Here is a 23,852-nt window from a genome sequence, read left to right on the forward strand (position 1 = left end):
AGTGCAATGCGGCGCATAGCCGAGACCGTGAACCTTTCCCGAGCCTTGAACTCGGCAGGAGCCAACATGACCACACCAAATGTCATCCTTTCCGATGCTGCAGCAAAGCGCATCACCGAAATCGTCGGAGGCGAATCCGGCAAGCAGGCACTGCGGGTTTCGGTCGAAGGTGGCGGCTGCTCCGGATTTTCCTACAAGTTCGATCTGGTCGAATCTCCGACCGAAGACGACGTCGTGATCGCCAACGGCGAGGCAAAGGTGCTGATCGACAGCCTTTCACTCATCTACATGGAAGGATCCGAGATCGACTTTGTCGACAACCTGCTCGGGCAGTCCTTCCAGATCAAGAACCCGAATGCCGTCGCAAGCTGTGGCTGCGGCACGAGCTTCTCCGTCTGAGACCCGACTTCGTGCTTTCAAAGTCCGCTCCTTCCGTTAAAAGGGAGCGACCACGAGGAGCGGATGCGGCATGAAAATCGCCACCTGGAACATCAATGGCGTCAAGGCGCGAATCGACAACCTGCGCCAATGGCTGGCCGACTCCTCCCCCGACATCGTCTGCCTGCAGGAGATCAAGTCCGTCGACGAGAACTTTCCGCGTTTCGAGATCGAAGCGCTGGGCTATCACGTCGAAACGCACGGCCAGAAGGGCTTCAACGGCGTCGCACTCCTGTCCAAGACCCGCCCTGACGAAGTGGTTCGCGGCTTGCCCGAAGGCGACGGAGACGAGCAGTCACGCTATATCGAGGGCGTATTCTCTGTTCGCGGCGGCGCCATCCGCGTTGCATCGATTTACCTGCCGAACGGCAATCCGTCCGACGACCCGGTCAAGTATCCCTACAAGCTGCGCTGGATGGAGCGGCTGCGAGTGCACGCCATGAACTGCCTGGCTTTGGAGGAGCCGCTGATCCTCGCCGGTGACTATAACGTCATTCCGGAACCGCACGATTGTTTCGATCCGGCGGTCTGGGCCACGGATGCGCTCTTCCTGCCAGAGACCAGGTCCGCATTTCGTCGACTGGAAAACCTCGGGCTGGTGGATGCCGTGCGATCGACGACGGACGCGACCAAGCTTTACACGTTCTGGGATTATCAGGCGGGAGCCTGGCAGAAGAACAACGGAATCCGGATCGACCACATGCTGCTGTCGGCGGAAGCAGCAGACCGGCTGAAATCGACCGCGATCGAGAAGCACGTCCGCGCCTGGGAAAAGCCGTCAGACCATGTGCCGGTCACGGCGGTATTCGATTTCGAGGCGGCGTAGCGGACGAAGCGCTAGCGGCTATTCCACGCCGCTGACCATTTCCTGAGACAGAACGACCGCAACGCGGCGATCCTCTTCGTTGGCGACCGAAAACGCCTGCTCCTGCAGTTGCTGCATCCAGCCGCATTCCGTGGGACTGCAACGGTCGAGCGCTGCGGTCAGGAACGCCAAGCCCCTGACTGTCTGCCCTTCCTGGAAGATGACGTCCCCGAAAACCGCCATGGCACCGGGATGGCCATTCTTGCGGGCCTGGTTCAGCCATTTCTTGGCCTGATGGATATTGGCCGATCCGCCTTCACCGGCAAGGATCATCCGCGCCAGTTCGAACTGGGCTTCCGGCACGCCAAAGGCAGAGGCTGCCTGGAAGTACAGCTGCCGCGCCTGGGAAAGATCGCGCTTGACCGGGGTTCCGGGAATACCGTCCCGGTAGTAGCCGGCCAGCGACATCAGCGCATTGATGAAGAAGCCGGTATCTTCCGAGCCGGGCTCGACACCCGCAGCCGCGATCTCGTTGTAAATCTTGAAGGCTTCGAAGTCGTCCTTGGCAACGCCGTCGCCATAGGCATACATGTTGGCCAGCGCCCAGCGCGATCCGGTATGCCCCTTCTCGGCCGCATAGCGGTAGGCTTCGACCGCCTCTTCCTTCTGGCCGTTCTTGTAGGCCTTGAATCCGAACTTGAAGAGATCAAACGGTCCGGATTCCTTGGTTACCCCGGACTTGATGTCGAAGGCAGCAGTCGGTCCAGCCGCGACGAAAGCCAAGGAGCCTCCCAGCAGCAGTACCTTCATCAATTTTCGATCACAAAAGGACATCGCTCAGACTCTTCCGGCCGACAGGATGACGGCAGCGTCGGACTGCCCTGGGTCGTTCTTACCTGGTGTGGCAGCAAGAGGGATCACCGGCCCTCGCCTCGATCCCGACTGGATGAGGCGAGAACAATCGTAGGCGCCTTTTTCGGCAACACTAGGACCAGCCTGATTCCGGAAGTATAATACGGTCGCCGCCCCCCGGCTGCCGCCTGCATGTCGCGCAACGCCATGCATTCCTATGAAAATCCCGCCCATGACACTCCAACTTGCGCTCGCCGCCCCCGCGGTCCGCCGCTCTCGTTACTTACCGCTGCTCCCCGTTTGTGGCGGGAAGTAGACATATTTGCCCATCTCCGAGCCTCTACCGACTCTCTCAAATATGTGTTGCCAAACCGTCACAAAATGCTCGGTGCCACATGCGGATAAAAGCCTATCGAAAAAAAGCCCGGCACTGAGACCGGGCTTTTTTCACAGCACAACCAACCTTTGGGGTTAAAAGCGGACTTTCAGAGATGTGGACAGGCCAGCTACGATATCGTCGTCGAAATCGTAGTTCGCGCGTTGACCATAGGTTTGGCCACCAATGACAACGGTATCGGAACTGCCGCCCTTCAGCAAACCGATGGCGCCCGCGAAACGGAACTCGACGTTCTCGGTGGGGGTATAGGCCGCACCAGCGCCCAGCGTCCAGGTATCGGTGTTGGTTCCGAAGCCCTGCGAGGTGCCACGGTCCCACGTCACGTTGACCGCACCGCTCCACTGGTCATTGAACTTGTGTCCAATGCCGCCCGTGACCGTCCAGCCGTCGCGATAGCCAAGGTCAAGAGATGTGGCGCCAGTCGGCAATGAGCAAAGCGCTACTCCTGGAGCATCGCAAAAGAACCTAACCTTCTGGAGTTGGCTCCAGTCAGCCCATTTCACTGAGCCGAAGGCCAGCCAATCCGGCGCAATCCCGGACTGAACCTTCAACTCGAGCACATCAGGCATATCCTGCGAGCCATGGACGTCGAGTGGCGGGGCACCATTCACCTGCGATAGGTCGAGCGTACCGGTAATGTCTTCCAGCTTGACGGCACTGTTGTAAACGAGGCTCGCGCGGAATGCATATTCAGGAATTTCGTAGGCCACACCGGCGCGCCAGCCCCAGCCATCCGCTTCGAGATCAAGACGGCCTACGCCCGAAAGCCCCCCTCCAAAAGCAGGTGGTACGCCGGTGAAATCCTGCACGAGGCGCTCCTGGAAGCCATAAACTTCCTGATAGAATGCGCCGCCAATCAATCGAAGCTGGCCTGGACCGGCGTCGAATCGGTATGAGCAGGTCATTGCATAGTTGCGGCTCTCGACCTTGGTTTCGATGTCTTCATTCGCACCAGCCCAGTCCCTGCCCGGGTCCTTGTGCGCGCCCCACGGCTCCGAATAGTCGAACATGCAGTCCGCGGCATCGCCGATCGCTGCTTTCGCACCGATCCGGGGAACCCAATAATTCTCGCTACCGTCGGCGGACGTGGACAGCCCGTTGAGATCACCACCACCAACACCAGGTCCAGTTCCATTGAAGGGGAAGGCCGAAGATGTCGTATCCACGTCGCGCACATTCTTGAGCTTCCGCTGAGGCGCTACGAATGTGACAGCCGATTCGGCGGCAAACCGGCCCGGATCGAACAGCAGATCGATGTTATAGCCGCCGCGCTCAAGTCCGCCGGCGAGCGCGGGCGTCTGCAACGCGCAGCCTGCCGCGAGCATCAGAATGCCTCTGGAAATTACTGTTCTTCTCATTCTCTCCCAACCTCCCGGTACGCGATGAAATCGGACTTTAAAAACTTCAAGGTAAATGACAACTTTGCGTGATCGGGCGTCTGGAGCCAGCAACCCCATACCGATTTACGTAAGCCCACCTGGAACATTCGTTCCGTGGGACAATTTTGGATGATAATTCCTAAGGCGGTGGTGCCATCCGTATAAAGATGGAACATATTTATCCAAAAGGCGGACGCTGTGACATAGTGGCAACATCGTGGCAACCTATTGGGATTTGCATCAAAACTCGGCTCGCCCAGGCAGATCCGCACAAAAAAGCCCCGCGTGGCGTCTCTCCGCGCGGGGCTTGCAGGGTCTGTTTCTCTTAGCCGGCTTCAGCGATTCTCTGCGCGGCGGTCCTGAGGCTTCCCATTTGCACCTCAAGCTCCGCGTGACGTTCGCGCTCAGCGGAGACGACTTCCGGATCGGCGTTCTGAACGAATTTTTCGTTCGCCAGCTTTTTGCCGATGCGTTCCATCTCCGCCTCTGTCTTGCCGATCGCCTTTTCGATACGGGCCTTTTCAGTGGCAAGATCGACCAACGCGCCGAGCGGGAGGCATGCGGTTGCCTCTCCTATGACCACCTGCGCCGCTCCCTTGGGAGCAGCCGGCGCCGTCTCGATGCTTTCTACACGGGCAAGCCTGCGGATCGCCGCATCGTGCCGCTTCAGGCGGCTTTCGGTCACTTCATTGGCGCCCACCACGATCAGCGGTGCGACGGCCGACGGCGGCACATTCATCTCGGCGCGCGCTGAGCGAAGGCCCGATACGAGGTCGATCAGCCAATTGATCTCGGCCGCAGCGCCCTCGTCGATGAACTCAGGCGCCGGCCAGTCGGCGTGGCACAGCAGGCCATCGCGGCTTTCCGTATGTGCCCAAAGCTCTTCGGTCATGAACGGCATGAACGGATGCAGGAGCTTGTAGGTTTCCTCCAAGACATAAGCTGCACAGGCTTGCGCTTCGGCCTTGGCCTGTTCGTCTTCGCCCATGAAGATGGGCTTCAGCAGTTCCAGATACCAGTCACAGAACTGGTTCCAAACGAAGCGGTAAAGCGTGCCAGCCGCATCGTTGAAGCGCTGTGTTTCGATCGCTTCCGTCACGTCCTGAACGGTCGCGGCCAGTTCAGTGAGGATCCAGCGGTTGATCGTCAGCGTTGCCGTTTCCGGAATGAAATGCGGATCACGCTTGACGCCGTTCATCTCGGCAAAGCGCGTCGCATTCCAGAGCTTGGTGCCGAAGTTGCGATAGCCGGCGATCCGCGCCGGGTCGAGCTTCACGTCCCTGCCCTGTGCCGCCATGATCGCAAGCGTGAAGCGCAGCGCATCTGCGCCATATTCGTCGATCAATTCCAGCGGGTCGATGACGTTGCCCTTCGACTTCGACATCTTCTGCCCGTTCTTGTCGCGGACAAGCGCATGAACATAGACGGTATGGAAGGGCTCGAGAGGATTTCCGTCCTCGTCCTTCATGAGGTGCAGGCCCATCATCATCATCCGGGCAACCCAGAAGAAGATGATGTCAAAGCCGGTCACGAGTACGCTGGTCGGATAATACTTCTCCAGTTCCTTCGTCTGCTCAGGCCAGCCGAGCGTCGAGAACGGCCAGAGCGCGGAGGAAAACCAGGTGTCCAGCACGTCCTCGTCGCGTGTAAGGATCTCGCCCGGCTTGAAGTTCTCCAGCAGGTCCTCGACATAGGCCTTCATCGGACCTTCATGTGCGATATAGTGCTGGATCGCCGCGTGTAGCGCCTCTTCCTCGGTCTTCTCGACGAAAACCTGCCCGTCCGGCCCGTACCAGGCCGGGATCTGGTGACCCCACCAGAGCTGCCGGGAGATGCACCACGGCTGGATGTTCTCCATCCACTCGAAATAGGTCTTGTCCCAGTTCTTCGGAACGAAGTTGGTTCGGCCTTCTCGCACGGAAGCGATCGCCGGCTCGGCAAGCGTCTTGGCATCGACGAACCACTGGTCAGTCAGCATCGGCTCGATGACCACGTTGGAGCGGTCGCCGAAGGGCTGCATCAGCTTCTTGTTGTCGACATAGGGTATGTCATTGCCTTCCGCGTCCTTGACCGTCACGGCAAGGCCTTCGGCGTTTATTGCATCGACAATCAGCTTGCGGGCTACATAGCGGTCGAGACCACGATATTCGTCAGGCACCAGATTTATGTCGTCGATATCGGATTCGGACGGCACATGGCCGGACCTCGCGATCTCGAGCGCCTGCGCGGCGCAGTCCGCATAGGGCTCGCCGTCTTCACGCAGCGAAGCCTTGCCATCCATGAGCCGGTAGCATGGAATGTTGTTGCGGCGAGCGACCTGGTGGTCGTTGAAGTCGTGCGCCCCGGTGATCTTCACCGCACCCGAACCGAACGTCGGATCCGGGTATTCGTCGGTGATGATCGGGATCAGCCGGCGATGTTCCTTCGGTCCGACCGGGATTTCGCAGAACTTGCCGACGATCGGCGCGTAGCGCTCGTCCGACGGATTGACCGCGACCGCGCCGTCGCCCAGCATCGTTTCGGGGCGCGTCGTGGCGATCGAGATGTAGTTACGCTCCTCCTGCAGAAGGACGTTACCGTCAGCATCCTTCTCCACGTAGGTGTAGGTTTCCCCGCCAGCGAGCGGGTACTTGAAATGCCACATATGGCCGTCGACTTCGCGATTCTCGACCTCGATGTCCGAGATAGCCGTTTCAAACTGCGGATCCCAGTTGACCAGGCGCTTGCCGCGATAGATTAGCCCTTCCTTGTAAAGCTTTACAAAGACTTCAAGAACAGCTTCGGAAAGCCCCTCGTCCATCGTGAACCGCTCGCGCGACCAATCGCAGGAAGCGCCGAGGCGCTTCAACTGGTTGAAGATCACGCCACCGGATTCGGCCTTCCATTCCCACACCTTGTCGATGAAGGCTTCGCGGCCCATTTCACGACGGCCGGGAAGCTTCCGCTCGGCCAACTGACGCTCGACGACCATCTGCGTGGCGATCCCCGCATGGTCCATGCCCGGCTGCCACAGCACATCCTTGCCGCGCATGCGTTCGAACCGCACCATGATGTCCTGCAGCGTATTATTGAGCGCGTGGCCCATGTGCAGGGAACCCGTCACGTTCGGGGGCGGGATCACGATGGTGAAAGTCTCCGCGTCAGGCTGCGCATTCGCGCCCGCCCGGAAAGCATCCACGTCATCCCACGCCTGCGCAATCTTCGGCTCAACGGAGGCGGCATCATAGGTTTTTTCGAGCATTTTTCGACCTTATCTCAAGGTTCTTGATGGCTGGCTTGTAAATAGGATGGGGTATGGCAAGTCAATAAAAAAGCCGCTCCGTCACCGGAGCGGCCCCATCCAGAGATGCGGCTGATCAGCGCCGGGGGCCACGGGCGACGCGTTCGATCTCCTCGCGCACGAGACGTTCCACGAGCGTCGGCAGATTGTCATCCAGCCATTCCTGGAGCATCGGCCGCAGCATCTCCTGCGTCATGTCCTCGATCGAGCGGTTCGCAATACCATCGAAGACGGCTGCGAGTTCGCCGAACGAGCGAGCAACCTGAGCGCCAGCCTCTTCGGACAAAAGTGCAGCCGCAGCCTCGACCTTAGCCGGCAGGCTCACCGGCTCAGCGCGCGCAACAGCGATCGCGCCGGAGGGCTGAACCAAGGGCTCGACCACCGGGGAACGAACCTGTTCGGGCCGCGGCGCGATATGCGGAGAAACAACGGATGCGCGCGTCAAGGAATCGTTCGTCATCGAGCCGCTTGTCTGAGGGCGCAACGGTGCAACATCGGCCGGCGCAGCAAAAGGCGCCTTCAGGTCGCTGGATTGAACGGCCGGTTCTGAGAAGCCTGCAGGCGGTGTCGGCAGCCTGACAGTGCCGTTCTCCATCTGACGTGCGGAGGCAGCGCGGACACGGGCTGCGACATCAGCCAGCGAGAGAGACCGTTCCTGAACGCCTTCGCTCGCCGCAGCCTGCGCGGTTTCGCTGAAGCGCGGCTGCCCGGGATCATTGGCGGCCATTTCGGCAACAATCTCGATCTCGTCTTCATCAATATCGTAAACGGGAGGCAGGCCATCGTGCAGGGCATTCTCGGCCTGCGGCTCATTGCTCTCGATAATCCGGCGAATGGACGCCAGAATTTCTTCCATCGAGGGTTCGCGCGCTACATTTGGCTGAGCCATTTTACATTCCCGCAACTGCCGACTGTATCGGCACCAAGTGGTGAGAGCCGATTCGCTACCAGTTTACGGATGCCAGTGCGTGAGACAATCGCAGGAGTCCCAATAGCTTGCGGGATACACAGAATTGTTTTCGAGTGAGTCCGGGTGGTCACACAGGATAGACCACCCGCATCAGTCAGATGCTAAAAAACGAAGGTCCGCTCAAGGCGGAAACCTGGAAGCGGTTTTACCGATGCGTTGAAGTGCGCGCTCTCGGAAACAGTGCCATTTTCCTTGACCAGTAGCTTTGCCTGGGCGGCGTTGCCGTATCCGATGACGGCGACGAGACGGCCGCCATCCCTGAGCTGTTCCAGAAGAGTTGCGGGCACCTCTTCGACGGCGCCGTTCACGAAGATGAGGTCGAAGGGAGCCTCTGTGGGACAACCCTTCTCCATGTCGCCGGTAACGACAGCGACGTTGTCGTAGCCGAGGCTCGACAACTTGTCGGCTGCGTAAGCGGAGAGGGCTTCATCGCCCTCCAGCGAGACGACCGAACCGGCGAGCAGCGACAGCAGCGCCGACACGTAACCCGTGCCGCAGCCGATCTCCAGCACCAGATCGTTCTTGTTGATCCTCGCGAGTTGCAGCAGCTTGGCCAGCGGCGACGCTTCCATCAGGTAACGACCTGCCGCAATTTCCAAGTCCTGGTCGATATAGGCCAGCGCCTTGATCTTGGCCGGAACGAATTCCTCGCGCGGAACCGCCAGAAACGCATGCAGCACCGAATGGGACGTCACATCCGTCGGGCGGATCTGGTTTTCGACCATTTTTGTCCGTGCGGCTTCGAAGTCCATCATTTCGGCTGTCCCAACTTGACCTTAATGAGCCGTCTTTACTGGGCTGCAGCCCCGCTTTCAAGACGCCTGCCATCTTCCTCTTCAAAAACCTGCCGGACTTTCTCCAACCTGCCGGCAACGCTTGCGACAGAACGCCGTTCGAAAGCTGCCATATCAAGGCACGCACCTCTCAGTCGCGCAGCATATATCCACAAAGGAGGAGGCGCGGCCTAGAGGCGACGAAGCTTGAACGGCATCGCCAATGGACAATCTCCGAACAAGCGTTCAGAACGAAAAAAGGATAACGTTCGGAACAAGACTATTGCTTCGCAACTGGATTCGTTCTAAAGCCCCGCCATCACTCGCTTTTATGCACTGGATGGCCTCGTGGCGGAGTGGTGACGCAGAGGACTGCAAATCCTCGTACCCCGGTTCAATTCCGGGCGAGGCCTCCATCCTTCCTTCTTGAATTAGCGCATAACGGCGGATCCGGCGACGGCGTAATCCCGCGCGTCTTTCCAGGTCAACGTTTGTTGCCGTCGGCGGCTGAATGCAGTCGGCACACCGCCCCACGCGTGCGTCAACTTGTCCACTAACGAGGCGGCGGCCTGATACCTATCTGGGAGTTGTCGCAGGAATCACTCCTCCTCCCAAATGCCTCCGACAGGACCGGCCGCCCTCCCTCCTCCCAGCTGCCGGTCAAGTTCAAGTCCGGTGCGCCTCCCGCACCGGACTTTTGCGTTCGCGACAGGACATTGTCGCCAATCGGCATGATTTTTCGCATGCGAAGGGACGGACGATATTTCATCCTTGAATATTGGCGTAACGCGCTAGATCCATTAGAATATCAATGTCGCAAGGCGGGGGGAGACTGCCGATCGACATCCATGGGGTAGGAGGAAGCCGCCATGCAGTATCTTGACTTCTTTACGGCCATCAATCCGCTCGTGCTCGCCGTGCTGGCAATTGTTCTTGTCTGCGGCGCATACGATCGATGGGCGCAGCACAAGTAGGAACGCAAGCCACGCTTGAGAGGGCCGCGCGTCGTGGGTTTGCTCACCTGCTGAATGCTGCTATCCATCCGGCCTCCACCTTAACGGAGGCATACGTTGCAGGATCAAAACCACTTTCAGGACAGTACGGCATCGCTCAGCGCGACGCTTAAGGACGTCATCGCCCGGATCGATGGGCCGACCGTAACACTGCGTGAGCTCATGCAGGCCGTCGGCGAGCACGGGCTGTTGCTGCTTTGCGCCGTGGCGTCCCTGCCCTTTCTCATTCCGGTATCGATACCGGGGGTTAGCACCGTCTTCGGATTTGCCATCATCCTCATCAGCCTGTCGATCACCTTCAACAGGCTGCCGTGGTTGCCGAGAAAGATCCTCGACCGCCAGCTGGAGACGAAGAAGCTGGTGCCGGCTCTGCAGAAGGGTGCCTCGCTTGTCGCCAGGCTCGACGCCTATCTGAAACCACGCATGAGCGCGTTCGTGGCGGGCGCAATGATGAACCGCATCAACGGGCTGGCCATCGCCTTCAGCGGCGTGCTGTTGATGTTTCCGCTCGGGCTTATTCCGTTGTCGAACACATTGCCCGGCATAGCGATTCTTTTTCTCGCGACCGGAATGATCCAGCGTGACGGCATGGTCGTCCTTGCTGGCTACGCATTCATCGTCATCACGGTCATCTATTTCGCTGTGCTCGGCTACATGGCCTTCAGCGCGGGTCAGGGTCTCGCGTCGATATTCGGCTAGCGCCTGCCTGCCGTTGCTGGCGGCGCGCCCACCACACGGCTGTGCGGCGCCGCCGGCGGCGCACGTAGGCCAGATCGTGCGAGAGTACGAGAAGACCGAGCGGCAGCATCCAGAATCCGAGAATCGGCAAGAAGCCCAACGCACCGCCGGCAATCAACACGCCGCCAATCGTAATGCGGCCAAGGCGCGAGCGCGGCATCGGAAGGTGCCAGTTACCCAAGGCCAACCTGCCGCTACGGTGATCCATCCCAAAACGTGTCGTCTTGCGCCTATCTGCCACTTTCGAACTTATCCTTTCGCCCATCCGGGACCCTCCAGATGGTGCGAAACCCACTGCAAAACAAGCAAGAGACATTTTTTTAGAAAAATCGCTTGGCAAAACCCAAAAGCATTTGTATTACCCCGCTCACACCGCCGCAAGCGGTTGATCCCTGGTAGCTCAGCGGTAGAGCATTCGACTGTTAATCGACAGGTCGCCGGTTCGAATCCGGCCCGGGGAGCCAATTTCAAAGGCCCGTGATGCAGATCACGGGCCTTTTTTCTTGCGCTGTTTTCAGCAGATAACCGAGATATCGAGCGTGAGACCTTCACCCTAGGAGATGCCCGGGCCTGGCATCGATTTTGACCTCCACAATGTTAGGCACAGCCAGAAGGCCTTGGGGTTTTCACCCAAAAAGCGAACTGATATGTTCATTTTTTGTTCCCGTTGTCGGCGTGAGTCGGTGGGAATGAAGCTGGCCAGTGGGCTAATAACGTTTGCCGGCACCCAACGGGCGGCGCCTCTTTGGTCCCATCAACGGGATGTAGAGATGGCCATGTCGTATGCATACGGGGACACATGAACGCGATCTATCTGGAAAAGCTCAACGACCGTCAGCGCGAAGCCGTCGAACATGGCATCGGCCAGCCTGAAGGCGGGATCGCCGGGCCGCTCCTGATCATAGCAGGTGCAGGCTCGGGCAAGACCAACACACTGGCCCATCGCGTGGCGCACCTGATCGTCCACGGTGCCGACCCGCGTCGCATACTGCTCATGAGCTTCTCGCGCCGCGCCGCATCCGAGATGACGCGGCGCGTTCAGAGGATTTGCCGGGAAGTCCTTGGCGACAATGCCGCCGTCATGACCGACGCCCTGGCGTGGGCAGGCACGTTCCACGGAATCGGAGCACGCCTGCTTCGCATGTATGCCGAGCAGATCGGGCTCAACGTCGATTTCACCATCCACGACCGCGAGGACAGTGCCGACCTGATGAACCTCGTGCGGCACGAGCTGGGCTTCTCGAAGTCTGAAAGCCGCTTTCCCACCAAGGGAACGTGCCTTGCCATCTATTCCCGCGTCGTCAATTCGGAGGGTTCAATCCTCGAGGTACTCAAGTCGGCATACCCATGGGTGGTGGGCTGGGAGGAACAACTCAAGGAACTGTTTGCCGGATATGTCGAAGCCAAGCAGGCCCAGAACGTCCTCGATTACGACGATCTCCTGCTCTACTGGGCACAGATGGTTTCCGAGCCGGAGCTGGCCGAAGATATCGGATGCCGATTCGACTATGTGCTTGTGGACGAATACCAGGACACCAACCGCCTCCAGTCCTCCATCCTCATGTCATTGAAGCCGGAAGGTCGTGGCCTGACCGTCGTCGGCGATGATGCGCAATCTATCTATTCGTTCCGGGCCGCGACCGTTCGCAATATCCTGGACTTCCCGAACGAGTTTTCGCCAAAACCGGCGGATGTCATCACGCTTGACCGCAATTATCGTTCGACCCAGCCAATCCTGGCTGCGGCAAACGGCGTCATCGGTCTTGCCCGGGAGCGCTATACGAAGAACCTCTGGACAGACCGGGAATCGGAGCAACGCCCCCTCCTCGTGACCGTCAAGGACGAGACGGACCAGGCTGCCTATATCGTTGAGCAGGTTCTCGCCAATCGTGAGGTCGGCACCCTCCTGAAGCAGCAGGCAGTCCTGTTCCGGTCGTCCAACCACAGCGGGTCCCTGGAAGTGGAACTGACACGCCGCAACATTCCCTTCGTGAAATTCGGCGGGCTGAAGTTCCTCGACAGCGCCCATGTGAAAGACCTGCTTGCCGTCCTGCGTTTTGCGCAAAATCCGCGGGACAGGGTCGCGGGGTTCAGGCTGCTGCAGATGCTGCCGGGTATCGGACCGCAGACAGCGGCCAAGATCCTGGACACGATCGCTGCCGATCCTGAACCGCTGCTGTCGCTGGCCGAAGTACCACCGGCACCAAAGACAGGCGAGGAGTGGACCAGTTTCGTCACCATGCTGACCGGGCTGCGCAGGACCGAAGGCGGTTGGCCGGGAGAGATGGAAGCAGCGCGCACTTGGTACGAACCACATCTCGACCGCATTCATGAGGACGCCGAGACGCGCAAGGCCGATCTGCTGCAACTGGAGCAAATTGCCGCCGGCCATACCAGCCGGGAACGTTTTCTGACCGAACTGACGCTTGATCCCCCGGACGCAACCAGCGATCAGGCGGGTGTTCCGTTGCTCGATGAGGACTACCTGATCCTCTCGACCATCCATTCGGCCAAGGGCCAGGAATGGCGCTCCGTATTCATATTGAACGTGGTGGACGGCTGCATACCATCCGATCTTGGAGCAGGCACCACGGCAGAGCTTGAGGAGGAGCGCCGACTGCTTTACGTCGGCATGACCAGGGCGAGAGACAGCCTGACACTGTTGACCCCGCAGCGGTTCTTTACCTACGGACAGAACACGCAAGGGGATCGACACGTCTACGCGTCACGGACCCGATTTGTCCCCGCGACCTTGCTGCAATACTTCGAGGTTACCAGCTGGCCCAAAGTGTCCGCCGCGGCGAGTGAGCGCAGCGCGCGTCAAATTCGCATCGATGTCGGCGCCAGGATGCGGACGATGTGGAAATGACAGGGACCGGCAAACCCGTTGCCAGTCGGGCCGCCGGGTTGCGAGATGTCTCTGTAAGCTACCGTACAGTGAGCTGAGGCGCTGCAACCTTTCCGGTTCGAATATCGTTGTTTGCGCGGGGACGCGACGAGCAGGAGCCCCGCTGCCCAGCAACTCCTGAGCCTGATCATTCAGGTGCCGCCCGCGTTCCCCACTTTTCAAATCCCCAGATTACCATCGCAATCGATAGAGCCGGCCCGTTCTCCGGATTGCGCGGGCCAACGGTCAGAGCCCGTCAGACGTCCTCACGCTCGCCTTCCTCCCGGTTCGACAAGACCTGGAACATCCGGTTGCAATCCTGACTCTGGCCGGCCAGCAGACTGAGGGGATCGACCGCGCCAATGCCGACGCCGATCGCATTGGCGGCAGCCCAGGCCCAATCATCCTGTGCCCGCTGAAGAAGCCGAGGAGCTTCTTCGGTGATGCATACCCGTCCGGCCTGGACGATATCCGCCGATGGAATTCCCTGAAGCCGTTCTGATACCTCCGCCTGAAGCGGGCCGACGACAAGAAGGGCAAAAAGATAGCTGATGAATTCGGACACGAAATTCTCTCCGTTTGGTTGCAGGTGATATGGGGAGAGCTCATGTCTGCCACCAGAGCCGTTCGATGGCCTAAGAGCGATAAAAAGCTCCTGGGCACCCTCACCGCTTACGGGGCGCCGGCCTGTTTGCCTGGGACGCTGCGGAACGAAACATCATAATCCACGTTCACTGCCCCATGGCCCTACCATGAGGAGATTGCCATGAGGAAGATCGTTATGATTGCCGCCGCTGCAGGCCTTGCCGCGAGCGGCGCAGCTGCCCAGGAAAGCACCGTCAGCGGCGCGGTCGGAGGGGCCGTAACCGGCGCCATCGTCGGTGGCCCGATCGGTGCAGCTGTCGGCGGCATCGTCGGCGCAGCGGCCGGCACCGCCATCGATCCGCCGCCGGAAAGGGTCGTCACCTACGTCCGAGAACAGCCCCTTCCCACCCAGCCGGTCGTGGTCGAAAGGCAGGTCGTCGTTGGCGAGCCCCTGCCCCAGACCGTCGTGCTGACACCGGTGCCGGAGTCACCCGACTACGCGTATACCTATGTCAACGAGCGCCGCGTGATCGTCGACCCCAGAACCCACACCGTCATTCAGGTTCTCGACTGACCACGCCCAAATGATCAGGCCCGACCCGAGAAGTCTGAAGCCCCGCAGGCCACTGCGGGGCTTCTTCATGGTCGGCCGCCCGGCATGATCGCACCTGACGACTGGATCATCGCTCCCCTTCCATGACGGGCGAGCGTATTCTGGCAGACAAAATTTTCGGACCTGAGGTCGCCCTGGAAATTTCATTTCTTGCGCCCTGCGCCTTGTCCGTCAACAAGAGCGGATTTACATCTAGGCCCGAACAAGAAGGCTTTTCTCATGACCCCCCACAGATCCGTCCTCGACGTCATCGGCAATACGCCTCTCATCCGGCTCAATGGTCCGTCTGAGGCGACGGGCTGTGAAATTCTTGGCAAGGCGGAGTTCCTCAATCCCGGCCAGTCGGTGAAGGATCGGGCGGCGCTCTACATCATCCGGGACGCGGAAAAGAAGGGCCTGCTCAAGCCGGGCGGAGTGATCGTCGAAGGAACCGCCGGCAATACCGGCATCGGCCTCACTCTCGTTGCGAAGACGCTGGGCTACCGCACGGTCATCGTGATTCCCGAAACGCAGAGCCAGGAAAAGAAGGACGCGCTACGCCTGCTCGGTGCCGAGCTGGTCGAAGTCCCGGCCGTGCCGTACAAGAACCCCAACAATTACGTGAAGGTGTCGGGCCGACTTGCCGCCGAACTGGCAAAGACCGATCCCGCAGGCGCCATCTGGGCCAACCAGTTCGACAACGTGGCCAACCGGGTTGCGCATGTCGAGACGACGGCGCTTGAAATCTGGGAGCAGACGGGCGGCAAGGTCGACGGATTCATTTGTGCCGTCGGCTCCGGCGGCACGCTGGCTGGCGTTGCGGAGGGGCTGCGCGCCAAGCGGGCCGACGTCAAGATCGGCCTGGCGGATCCTGAAGGTGCTGCACTTTACGAATTCTATGCACATGGCGAGCTGAAGTCGGAAGGTTCATCCATCACCGAAGGTATTGGCCAGGGCCGCATCACCGCGAACCTCGAAGGTTTCACGCCCGATTATTCCTACCGCATAAAAGACGCAGAAGCCCTGCCGGTCATTTTCGACCTCGTGGAGCAGGAAGGGCTGTGCCTCGGCGGCTCTTCAGGGATAAACGTCGCTGGCGCCATCCGCCTTGCGCATGACCTGGGGCCAGGCCATACGATCGTGACGGTCCTCTGCGACTACGGCAACCGCTACCAGTCAAAGCTCTTCAATCCGGACTTCCTTCGGTCGAAGGGTCTGCCGGTACCGCAATGGCTGACACAGAGAAACAAGATCACTGTCCCGTTTGAACTGGTTTGAACCTCCATGCCTGTTGATGCCCTGTATCGCGACGACTTCCAGCTGATGACGGTCGATGCCGTCGTGACCGCGATCCACGAAGACGGCGGGATCGAACTCGACCGAACGTGTCTCTACGCAGCGTCCGGCGGTCAACCCGGCGACACCGGTTATATCGAACGCACAGACGGCACGCGGATCGCGCTCGGCCAGACCAGGCACGGACCGGCCAAGGACATCATCATCCACATGCCGCTGGAGGGGGAGCCCCAGCCGATCGTGGGTGAAAGCCTGCGCCTGCACCTCGACTGGGATCGCCGTCACCGCCTGATGCGCATGCACACCGCCTGCCACCTGCTTTCCGTCGTCTGCCAGTATCCGATTACGGGTGCGGCTGTCGGCGAGGAGGAATCGCGGGTCGATTTCGACATGACCGACACCATTGACAAGGACGAGGTCACCGCCCGGCTGATGGAGCTTGTGGAGCAGGATCACCCGGTTTACGTCCAGTGGATCACCGACGAGGAACTCGCGGCCAATCCCGGCATTGTGAAGTCGAAGAACGTCCGTCCGCCGATCGGTCTCGGCCGCGTCAGCCTTGTCTGCATCGGCGAGAATTCCAGCGTTGACAGCCAGCCCTGCGGCGGCACACATGTGGCCCGGACCAGCGAAGTGGGAGCTATCCACATCGCCAAGATCGAGAAAAAGGGCAAGGAGAACCGGCGCTTCCGCATCCGGTTCGGTGAAGCCGCAACCGAGGCTTGAGACCTTGCATATGGGAGAAAAGTTCATGGGCGAGACCAGCCGTTTCATCGTCACATCCGACTGGCTGGCGAAGGAATTGGGAAGCTCCGATCTCCGGATCGTCGATGCATCCTTCTATCTTCCGGCGCAGAACCGAGACGCCGATGCGGAATATGCCGCCGGACACATTCCGGGCGCGGTGCGCTTCGACCATGACAAGGTCGCCGATCATTCGACCGATCTGCCGCATATGGTCCCCGCTCCAGACGTTTTCGCCGAAGCCCTGGGCAAGATGGGCATCAGCGAGACGGATAGAATCGTGATCTACGACGGCCCGGGAATTTTCTCCGCGCCACGCGCGTGGTGGCTGTTCCGGACCATGGGCGCCCTAAACGTCCATATCCTGGATGGGGGGCTCGACGGCTGGAAGGCGGAAGGCAAACCGGTCGAGACCGGCATTCCCTCGCCTTCGCCCAAGACCTTCACGCCGTCGTTCAAGCCCACGAAAGTCATAGACATAAGCGAGATGAAATCGGTCATCGAGGCAGGTTCCATGCAGATCGCCGATGCCCGCAGCGCCGGCCGCTTTGCCGCCACCGAGCCGGAACCGCGGCAGGGCCTTCGCTCCGGTCATATGCCGGGGGCACGCAACCTCCCGGCCGGCAACTTCGCCGTCAACGGAAAGCTGCGGACGTTACCGGAACTGCGCAGGATCATCGAAGATGCCGGCATTGACCTGAGCCAGCCGGTAGCAACCAGCTGCGGCTCCGGCATTACTGCCGCGATCATCACACTGGCGCTCGAATCACTGGGCCACGAAAACAACGTGCTCTACGACGGCTCGTGGACGGAATGGGGTGGTCGCACCGATACGCCGATCGTGACCGGTCCGCCATCGCCAAAGGCGGCATAGCACCATGCCGAAGAAACCCGTTTCTCTGAAGGCTCACGTCACGCAGCTCGAAATGACCGCGCCACTGAAGGCCAGCCTGCCGGTGCCCGTCAATCTGCAGACCGCCATCATTCGCGCCCCGGACATTCCGCTCCATTACTACCGCTACCTTTACCGTCAGGTCGGCAAGCGCTGGCACTGGTACAAGCGGCTGCGGATGTCCGACGAGCAGCTGGCGGCGGCGATACACTCCCCCCACGTCTCCGTGACCGTCCTTTACGTCGATGGCGCACCAGCGGGTTTCTTCGAGCTGCAAAAGCAGAGCGAAGGAGTTGTCGAACTGTCCTACTTCGGACTTTTCGAGCGAGCGATCGGGCTGGGCATCGGAAAGTGGTTCCTGCTTCAGGCATTGTATGCCGCCTGGCAGGACAACCCGAGCAAGGTGACGGTAACCACCAACACCCTTGATCATCCCCGCGCGCTGCAGCTCTATCAGATGATGGGGTTCTCCCCGGTATCGACCTACGAGGCGCTGGTTGCTCCGATGACGGATGCGCAACTGTTGAAGGTTCTGGACAGCTAGGGCGTGCCTTAGCTACTTGCTGGCCCATTGGAGCCGAAGTGTGTCTTGCAACCACCGCAGGACCGTCCTAGACCCGCTGCATGTTTACCACACCTCTCCGCTGGCGCGTCGCCGCCAACGTTTCACTTATCCTGTCGGTGCTTCTGCTTCTCGCCGCCTATCCGCTCGCACTCGCGTTGCCGGAATGGTGGAGCCACGAAAACCAGCCCGTCGAGAACGCACAGGTTGTTCTGCTGGGTTTGGGCATGGTGACCGCGCTCATCTATTTCGGAACCGATAGCAGCCCTGCCCGCTGGCTGGGTCTCGCCGCAGCGCCTGTCTGGCTTGTTCTGGTCGGCCGTGAGCTGAGCTGGGGGGCGGTCTTTTTCGCGCCGACCGGCATGACCGATCATGGTCCGCTCTTTGCTTCGCGCGCCCTTTGGTACAAACCAATCGTGACGCCACTCGTGGCAGCACTGATCCTTTCATGCATTGCAATTGTCGTCGTGAAGAAACTGGCACCTCTCGCCCTCGAACTGGCGAAACGACGCCGCCTGCCGATCGCTTCGCTCGCCGTGGTAACGCTCAGCATGATCGTCTCGACCGCCGCCGAAGGACATTTCGGCTTTCAGCTCGCGGCCGACAGCGGTGTCGCGCAGCTCGTCGAAGAGATCGCGGAGCTTGCCGCCTATCTGGCGCTTCTCGCCAGCCAGTTCTTCGTCTTTGCGCATCTGGGCACGCAAGAATCGGGTGGCGGCTAAGCATTCGAAGCGGCATTCATTATGGCAATTCCTTGCGGAGAACTGCCATGACCATATCCTTCACTGCCATGCCCACGGAAGATGCCGCCCGGCTCTGGCGCGGCGGCACGGACGCCTACGGTCTCGTGCCCGAAACCAGGGCAGCGGATGGTCCCGGCTATCCTTGCCGCCACTGCCTGCGGAACATCGATGCCGGGGACGAGCTCCTGGTGCTGGCCTATCGGCCCTTTCCGGAGCTGCAGCCCTATGCGGAAACCGGGCCGATCTTCCTCCACAAGCAGCCGTGCAAGCGTTACGAGGCATCCGAGGTTCTACCGCCCATCCTCTCGAGCCCGGATTATATCGTACGCGGCTATGGCACCGACGACCGCATCGTCTACGGAACGGGTGCGGTAACGCCCACGGAACGGATCAGGGACCGTGCCGAGGAAATGCTTGCACGCAGTGATGTCGCCTACCTGCACGTGCGCTCCGCACGCAACAACTGCTATCAGTGCCGCATCGACGGGCCGGGTGGGCAATCCTAGCGGCCCGGCTTGCCCCAACGGAACGAAGCGCCGGCTGCTCAAAGAAAAAGCGCCGGAACACTTTGGAACCGGCGCTTGAGAACATGGCTTCGAATGGAAATCCAGAATTCCAATCGATTCGTTGTATCTTGATCAGGCAACGTAAAGAAGGTTTTCCGGCGCATGAACCTCATGCCCCAGGGCATCCGCAACCGCATGGTTGGTGATGCGTCCCTTGTGAACGTTGAGACCGTTGCGCAGATGCTTGTCCTCGGCGATGGCACGAAGGCCCCGATCAGCAAGCGCGAGTCCGTGCTGCAGGGTCGCATTGTTCAGCGCATGCGCCGAGGTAATGGGGACGGCACCGGGCATGTTGGCGACGCAGTAGTGTATGATGCCGTCGACCTCATAGGTCGGCTCCGAATGGGTCGTCGCATGGGAGGTTTCGAAGCAGCCGCCCTGGTCTATCGCCACGTCCACAATGACGGCGCCCTTCTTCATGCCCGACAGCATTTCGCGGCTGACAAGCTTCGGCGCGGCCGCACCCGGGATGAGGACGGCACCGATCACCAGATCGGCGGCGAAGACCTCTTCCTCCAGATCGCCGATCGTCGAATATCGCGTATGCACGCGGCCGTTGAAAATGTCGTCCAGCTGGCGCAGGCGCGGTAGCGAGCGGTCGATGATGGTAACATCGGCGCCAAGCCCCACGGCCATCTTCGCCGCATGGAGCCCGACGACCCCGCCACCGATGATGGCGACCTTCGCCGGTATGGCACCTGGCACGCCGCCGAGGAGGATGCCCCGTCCACCGTTCGCCTTCTGCAGGGCGGTGGCTCCAGCCTGAATGGCAAGACGGCCGGCCACTTCCGACATAGGCGCCAGGAGAGGCAAACCGCCACGATCATCCGTCACCGTCTCGTAGGCAATGGCGGTCACACCGGAGGCAAGCAATCCGTTGGTCTGTTCCGGGTCCGGAGCGAGATGGAGATAGGTGTAGAGGATCTGGCCTTCACGGAGCTGCGCCCATTCCTGCGGCTGCGGCTCCTTTACCTTGACGACCATGTCCGATTTTTCGAAGATTTCCTTTGCGGACCCCACGATCCGGGCGCCAGCGGCGATATAGGCGCTGTCATCTGCGCCGATGCCGGCACCCGCGGCGCTTTCAATCAGAACCTCATGACCATGGGCCACGTATTCCCGCACCGCTCCGGGCGTGAGCCCCACACGATATTCATGGTTTTTGATTTCCTTCGGGCATCCGACACGCATTCAGCGTTCCTCTCTTGTTATGGCATTTCGCCTGATTGTCAGGTGAAAACCAAAACAGAAAACGCGGACAATGTCCTTGCGAAGGCGGATTGGCTTTCCGGAGATTTTCGCAGATACTTGCAGGGAAGAGCTAATATAGAGGATTTATTGCACATGTCCGACCTGGATGCGATCGATCTTGCGATGATGCGGGTTCTGCAGCAGGACGGACGCATCTCCAACGCCGATCTTGCCGCGCGCGTAGGCCTTTCCCAGTCCGCCTGCTCCCGCCGCCTCGCCAACCTCGAAAGCAAGGGCACCATCAGCGGCTATCACGCGCGCCTGTCCAACAAGGCTCTCGACTACAAGATGATGGTCATCGTCCACATCTCGCTGTCGGGCCAGTTCGCCAAGACGCTCACCGAATTCGAGGCGGCGGTGAAGCGTTGCCCGAACGTGTTGGTCTGCTACCTCATGTCGGGAGAATACGACTACATCCTGCGCGTGGCGGCGAAGGACCTGGAAGACTACGAGCGGATTCACCGCGACTGGCTCTCGGCATTGCCGCACGTGGTCAAGATCAACTCCAGCTTCGCCCTGCGGGAGGTTATCGATCGCCCAAATGTCGGATTGTGACGGGCGGCGGCGTTGCAGATCCTTAACCATTCGGATCAAAGCCATTTCAACTATTTCCTGCTTGAATGTCGCTTCCCTGAGAAAGTGGAGCACCTTATGGAACAGAACAATCTTGGAATGTCCTCGCGGGCTGCCGCACGTACAAGGACCCGGATTTTCGCAACGGTTCGCTACTACAATCAGTCCGCCCGCGGCCGCGTCGTCGACCTTTCGGCGACTGGAATGGCGCTGGAACTCGAGGAACGGTTCAACGCGGCCGACGGCAGCAGGGTGAAGATCGAGAGCGACGAGCTCGGCTTCATCGAAGGTACGGTGCGCTGGTGTCGCGGAAGCCGCATCGGGATCGAGCTTCACCTCAACAGCAACGCGCTGGCGCAGGTCTCCTCCTATTTCCGGTTCTTCCATGAGGACGTGCGACCTGTTCTGACACGATAAGACGAAGATCCCATCGTTCAGATCCTGTAATTTTGCCGGTGCACTTCCATGTGAATGCGCCTAGTCTCGCGCCGGCAAAACGATCCAGGGAGTCCTCGATGTCGCCTACCGCCCTCCACCCCATCACGCGCCGCTCACTGATGGGGGGCTTCGTCGCCACCTCGGCGCTCGTCATGCTGCATCCGTTTGCGGCGCGGGCTCAGGCGAACCAGGCGCATCTGCGCCTGATGGAAACCACGGACATCCACGTCCACGTCTTCCCGTACGATTACTATGGCGACAAACCCAACGACACGATGGGCCTGGCGCGTACCGCTTCCATCATCGATTCGATCCGCGCCGAAGCCGGAAACTCCATGCTGATCGACAACGGCGATTTCCTTCAGGGCAATCCGATGGGCGACTACATCGCCTATGAGCGCGGCATGAAGGAAGGCGACCAGCATCCCGTGATCAAGGCCATGAACGTGCTGGGCTACGACGCCGGTACTCTTGGCAACCACGAGTTCAACTACGGCCTCGATTTCATGTTCAAGGCATTGGCGGGCGCCGGTTTCCCCTATGTCTGCGCCAACCTGACCAAGGGCCAGCTGGCATCGGACCCGAAGCAGGACGACCTGTTCTTCAAGCCCTACGTGATCCTCGAAAAGCAGATCCGCGACGGCGCGGGTAAAACGAGCCCGGTCAAGGTCGGGTTCATCGGCTTTGTCCCGCCGCAGATCATGGTCTGGGATGCCAAGCATCTGGATGGCAAGGCGCAGACTCGCGACATCGTCGATGCCGCAAAGGCGTGGGTGCCGGTGATGAAGGAGGAAGGCGCGGATATCGTCGTCGCCCTCTCCCACTCCGGCATCGACGGCTCCGGCATGAGCGAGCGCATGGAGAACGCCTCGCTCTATCTGGCCGGCGTCGATGGGATCGATGCCGTGTTTACCGGCCACCAGCACCTCGTCTTCCCCGGCCCGAAGGATTTCGAGGGCATAGCCGGCGCCGACGCAACCAAGGGCACCCTGATGGGCAAACCGACCGTCATGGCCGGCTTCTGGGGCTCGCACATGGGCCTCATCGACCTGCTGCTGGAAAAAGACGGAAACAGCTGGAAGATCGTCGACTTCACCACCGAGGCGCGGCCGATCTACCACCGCGACGAAGACCGCAAGGTAGTCGCCGACGTGAGCGACAAATCGGACGTAACCGCCACCGTGACGGAGGAGCACGAGGCCACCCTCGCCTATATCCGCCGCCCTGTCGGCAAGACCTCGGCGCCGCTCTACTCTTATTTCGCGCTAGTGGCCGACGATCCGTCGGTCCAAATCGTCTCGAACGCGCAGACCTGGTATATCAAGGACATGCTGAAGGACGGTCAGTACAAGGACTTGCCCGTGCTTTCGGCCGCTGCCCCCTTCAAGGCAGGCGGTCGCGGCGGGCCTGAGTACTACACGGATGTCCCTGCCGGTGACATTGCCATCAAGAACGTCGCCGACCTCTATCTCTATCCGAACACCGTGCAGGCGGTGCTGATCAGCGGCGAGCAGGTGAAGAACTGGCTGGAAATGTCGGCAGGCATGTTCAATCAGGTCGAGCAAGGTGCCAAGGACGCCCCGCTCATCAACGACGGTTTCCCATCCTACAACTACGACGTCATCGACGGCGTAACCTACCAGATCGACCTGTCGCAACCTGTGCGCTTCGACAAGGACGGCGGGCTCGTCAATCCCGGCGCGCGTCGCATCGTGGATCTCCGGTTCGACGGCAAGCCTATCGACCCGGCACAGAAATTCGTCGTTGCCACCAACAACTACCGCGCAGGCGGTGGCGGAAAGTTCCCGGAGATTGCGGGCGACAAAGTGATTTTTGTGGCCCCCGACACCAACCGTGACGTCATCGTCCGCTACATCATCGAGCAGGGCACCATCAACCCTTCCGCCGATGCCAACTGGTCGTTCAAGCCGATGGAGGGTACCACCGCCGTCTTCGAGACGGGTCCCAAGGGGCGCGACTATGCCGGCGAGATCAAGGGTGCAAAGATCGAGGAAGCTGGCGACGGAGCGGAAGGCTTCGCCAAGTTCCGGCTGGTGCTCTAAGCGAGACATCACCAG

The 23,852-nt window shown here is 60.2% G+C and carries 22 protein-coding genes and 2 tRNA genes; 16 read left to right on the plus strand and 8 right to left on the minus strand.

Annotated features, from left to right (window positions below):
- Positions 1-66: 66 nt before the first annotated feature.
- Complete coding sequence (gene erpA, locus LH464_RS20120; RefSeq protein ID WP_226788201.1) at positions 67-399, plus strand: iron-sulfur cluster insertion protein ErpA; 333 nt, start codon at positions 67-69, stop codon at positions 397-399.
- Positions 400-469: 70 nt separating this feature from the next.
- Positions 470-1,264 carry an exodeoxyribonuclease III gene (gene xth / locus LH464_RS20125; RefSeq protein WP_226788202.1) on the plus strand — a complete coding sequence of 265 codons (795 nt, stop codon included), beginning with the start codon at positions 470-472 and terminating at the stop codon, positions 1,262-1,264.
- Positions 1,265-1,282: 18 nt separating this feature from the next.
- Here xth and exoR read toward each other — a convergent pair whose 3' ends face one another.
- The 5 genes from exoR to LH464_RS20150 form a co-directional block, all read right to left on the minus strand.
- The gene (exoR, locus tag LH464_RS20130) at positions 1,283-2,077 is read right to left on the minus strand and encodes an exopolysaccharide production regulator ExoR (RefSeq protein ID WP_226788203.1); all 795 of its coding nucleotides are present in this window, start codon (positions 2,075-2,077) and stop codon (positions 1,283-1,285) included.
- Positions 2,078-2,566: 489 nt separating this feature from the next.
- Positions 2,567-3,850, minus strand: a complete 1,284-nt coding sequence (locus LH464_RS20135) for an OmpP1/FadL family transporter (RefSeq protein WP_226788204.1) — start codon at positions 3,848-3,850, stop codon at positions 2,567-2,569.
- 346 nt (positions 3,851-4,196) lie between these two features.
- Entirely contained in the window at positions 4,197-7,112 is a 2,916-nt protein-coding gene (locus LH464_RS20140) for a valine--tRNA ligase (protein ID WP_226788205.1), read from the minus strand.
- Positions 7,113-7,227: 115 nt separating this feature from the next.
- The gene (locus LH464_RS20145; RefSeq protein ID WP_226788206.1) at positions 7,228-8,040 is read right to left on the minus strand and encodes a DUF2497 domain-containing protein; all 813 of its coding nucleotides are present in this window, start codon (positions 8,038-8,040) and stop codon (positions 7,228-7,230) included.
- A gap of 182 nt (positions 8,041-8,222) precedes the next feature.
- Positions 8,223-8,873 carry a protein-L-isoaspartate O-methyltransferase family protein gene (locus tag LH464_RS20150; protein WP_226788229.1) on the minus strand — a complete coding sequence of 217 codons (651 nt, stop codon included), beginning with the start codon at positions 8,871-8,873 and terminating at the stop codon, positions 8,223-8,225.
- Positions 8,874-9,236: 363 nt separating this feature from the next.
- Here LH464_RS20150 and LH464_RS20155 point away from each other — a divergent pair.
- Together LH464_RS20155 and LH464_RS20160 are read left to right on the plus strand one after the other, a co-directional pair.
- Positions 9,237-9,310, plus strand: a tRNA-Cys gene (locus LH464_RS20155).
- Positions 9,311-9,964: 654 nt separating this feature from the next.
- Complete coding sequence (locus LH464_RS20160) at positions 9,965-10,606, plus strand: exopolysaccharide biosynthesis protein (RefSeq protein ID WP_226788207.1); 642 nt, start codon at positions 9,965-9,967, stop codon at positions 10,604-10,606.
- On the opposite strand, the gene LH464_RS20165 is transcribed toward LH464_RS20160, so the two are convergent.
- Positions 10,569-10,853 (minus strand): hypothetical protein, encoded by a 285-nt coding sequence (locus tag LH464_RS20165; RefSeq protein WP_226788230.1) that lies wholly within the window; start codon positions 10,851-10,853, stop codon positions 10,569-10,571. The genes LH464_RS20160 and LH464_RS20165 overlap by 38 nt on opposite strands.
- A gap of 181 nt (positions 10,854-11,034) precedes the next feature.
- Between LH464_RS20165 and LH464_RS20170 the strand changes: the two genes are divergently transcribed.
- Positions 11,035-11,109: transfer RNA gene (locus tag LH464_RS20170), tRNA-Asn, on the plus strand.
- 335 nt (positions 11,110-11,444) lie between these two features.
- Positions 11,445-13,514 carry an ATP-dependent helicase gene (locus LH464_RS20175; protein WP_226788208.1) on the plus strand — a complete coding sequence of 690 codons (2,070 nt, stop codon included), beginning with the start codon at positions 11,445-11,447 and terminating at the stop codon, positions 13,512-13,514.
- Positions 13,515-13,788: 274 nt separating this feature from the next.
- Here the strand turns inward: LH464_RS20175 and LH464_RS20180 are convergent, their stop codons facing one another.
- Positions 13,789-14,097, minus strand: coding sequence for a hypothetical protein (locus tag LH464_RS20180; RefSeq protein ID WP_226788209.1), 309 nt, complete (start codon positions 14,095-14,097; stop codon positions 13,789-13,791).
- A gap of 201 nt (positions 14,098-14,298) precedes the next feature.
- Here LH464_RS20180 and LH464_RS20185 point away from each other — a divergent pair, with 201 nt between their 5' ends.
- The 7 genes from LH464_RS20185 (at position 14,299) to LH464_RS20215 (ending at position 19,452) form a co-directional block, all read left to right on the plus strand.
- Entirely contained in the window at positions 14,299-14,691 is a 393-nt protein-coding gene (locus LH464_RS20185) for a DUF1236 domain-containing protein (protein WP_226788210.1), read from the plus strand.
- A gap of 258 nt (positions 14,692-14,949) precedes the next feature.
- Positions 14,950-15,987 carry a cysteine synthase A gene (locus tag LH464_RS20190; RefSeq protein WP_226788211.1) on the plus strand — a complete coding sequence of 346 codons (1,038 nt, stop codon included), beginning with the start codon at positions 14,950-14,952 and terminating at the stop codon, positions 15,985-15,987.
- A 6-nt stretch (positions 15,988-15,993) separates the two neighbouring features.
- Positions 15,994-16,731: an alanyl-tRNA editing protein gene (locus LH464_RS20195; RefSeq protein ID WP_226788212.1), complete on the plus strand. Its 738-nt coding sequence runs from the start codon at positions 15,994-15,996 to the stop codon at positions 16,729-16,731.
- A 25-nt stretch (positions 16,732-16,756) separates the two neighbouring features.
- Positions 16,757-17,623 (plus strand): 3-mercaptopyruvate sulfurtransferase, encoded by an 867-nt coding sequence (sseA, locus tag LH464_RS20200; RefSeq protein WP_226788213.1) that lies wholly within the window; start codon positions 16,757-16,759, stop codon positions 17,621-17,623.
- A 4-nt stretch (positions 17,624-17,627) separates the two neighbouring features.
- Complete coding sequence (locus LH464_RS20205) at positions 17,628-18,185, plus strand: GNAT family N-acetyltransferase (protein ID WP_226788214.1); 558 nt, start codon at positions 17,628-17,630, stop codon at positions 18,183-18,185.
- A gap of 80 nt (positions 18,186-18,265) precedes the next feature.
- Positions 18,266-18,925, plus strand: coding sequence for a hypothetical protein (locus LH464_RS20210; protein ID WP_226788215.1), 660 nt, complete (start codon positions 18,266-18,268; stop codon positions 18,923-18,925).
- A 47-nt stretch (positions 18,926-18,972) separates the two neighbouring features.
- Complete coding sequence (locus LH464_RS20215) at positions 18,973-19,452, plus strand: DUF1203 domain-containing protein (RefSeq protein ID WP_226788216.1); 480 nt, start codon at positions 18,973-18,975, stop codon at positions 19,450-19,452.
- A 132-nt stretch (positions 19,453-19,584) separates the two neighbouring features.
- On the opposite strand, the gene ald is transcribed toward LH464_RS20215, so the two are convergent.
- Positions 19,585-20,703: an alanine dehydrogenase gene (gene ald / locus LH464_RS20220; RefSeq protein ID WP_226788217.1), complete on the minus strand. Its 1,119-nt coding sequence runs from the start codon at positions 20,701-20,703 to the stop codon at positions 19,585-19,587.
- A 153-nt stretch (positions 20,704-20,856) separates the two neighbouring features.
- Here ald and LH464_RS20225 point away from each other — a divergent pair, with 153 nt between their 5' ends.
- The 3 genes from LH464_RS20225 (at position 20,857) to LH464_RS20235 (ending at position 23,837) form a co-directional block, all read left to right on the plus strand.
- Positions 20,857-21,318 (plus strand): Lrp/AsnC family transcriptional regulator, encoded by a 462-nt coding sequence (locus tag LH464_RS20225; RefSeq protein ID WP_226788218.1) that lies wholly within the window; start codon positions 20,857-20,859, stop codon positions 21,316-21,318.
- Between the two features lie 96 nt (positions 21,319-21,414).
- Positions 21,415-21,753 carry a PilZ domain-containing protein gene (locus LH464_RS20230; RefSeq protein ID WP_226788219.1) on the plus strand — a complete coding sequence of 113 codons (339 nt, stop codon included), beginning with the start codon at positions 21,415-21,417 and terminating at the stop codon, positions 21,751-21,753.
- A gap of 98 nt (positions 21,754-21,851) precedes the next feature.
- Positions 21,852-23,837: a bifunctional 2',3'-cyclic-nucleotide 2'-phosphodiesterase/3'-nucleotidase gene (locus LH464_RS20235; RefSeq protein ID WP_226788220.1), complete on the plus strand. Its 1,986-nt coding sequence runs from the start codon at positions 21,852-21,854 to the stop codon at positions 23,835-23,837.
- Positions 23,838-23,852 lie beyond the last annotated feature (15 nt).

The organism is Pseudorhizobium xiangyangii (genome assembly GCF_020531965.1).
Taxonomy (GTDB): domain Bacteria; phylum Pseudomonadota; class Alphaproteobacteria; order Rhizobiales; family Rhizobiaceae; genus Neorhizobium; species Neorhizobium xiangyangii.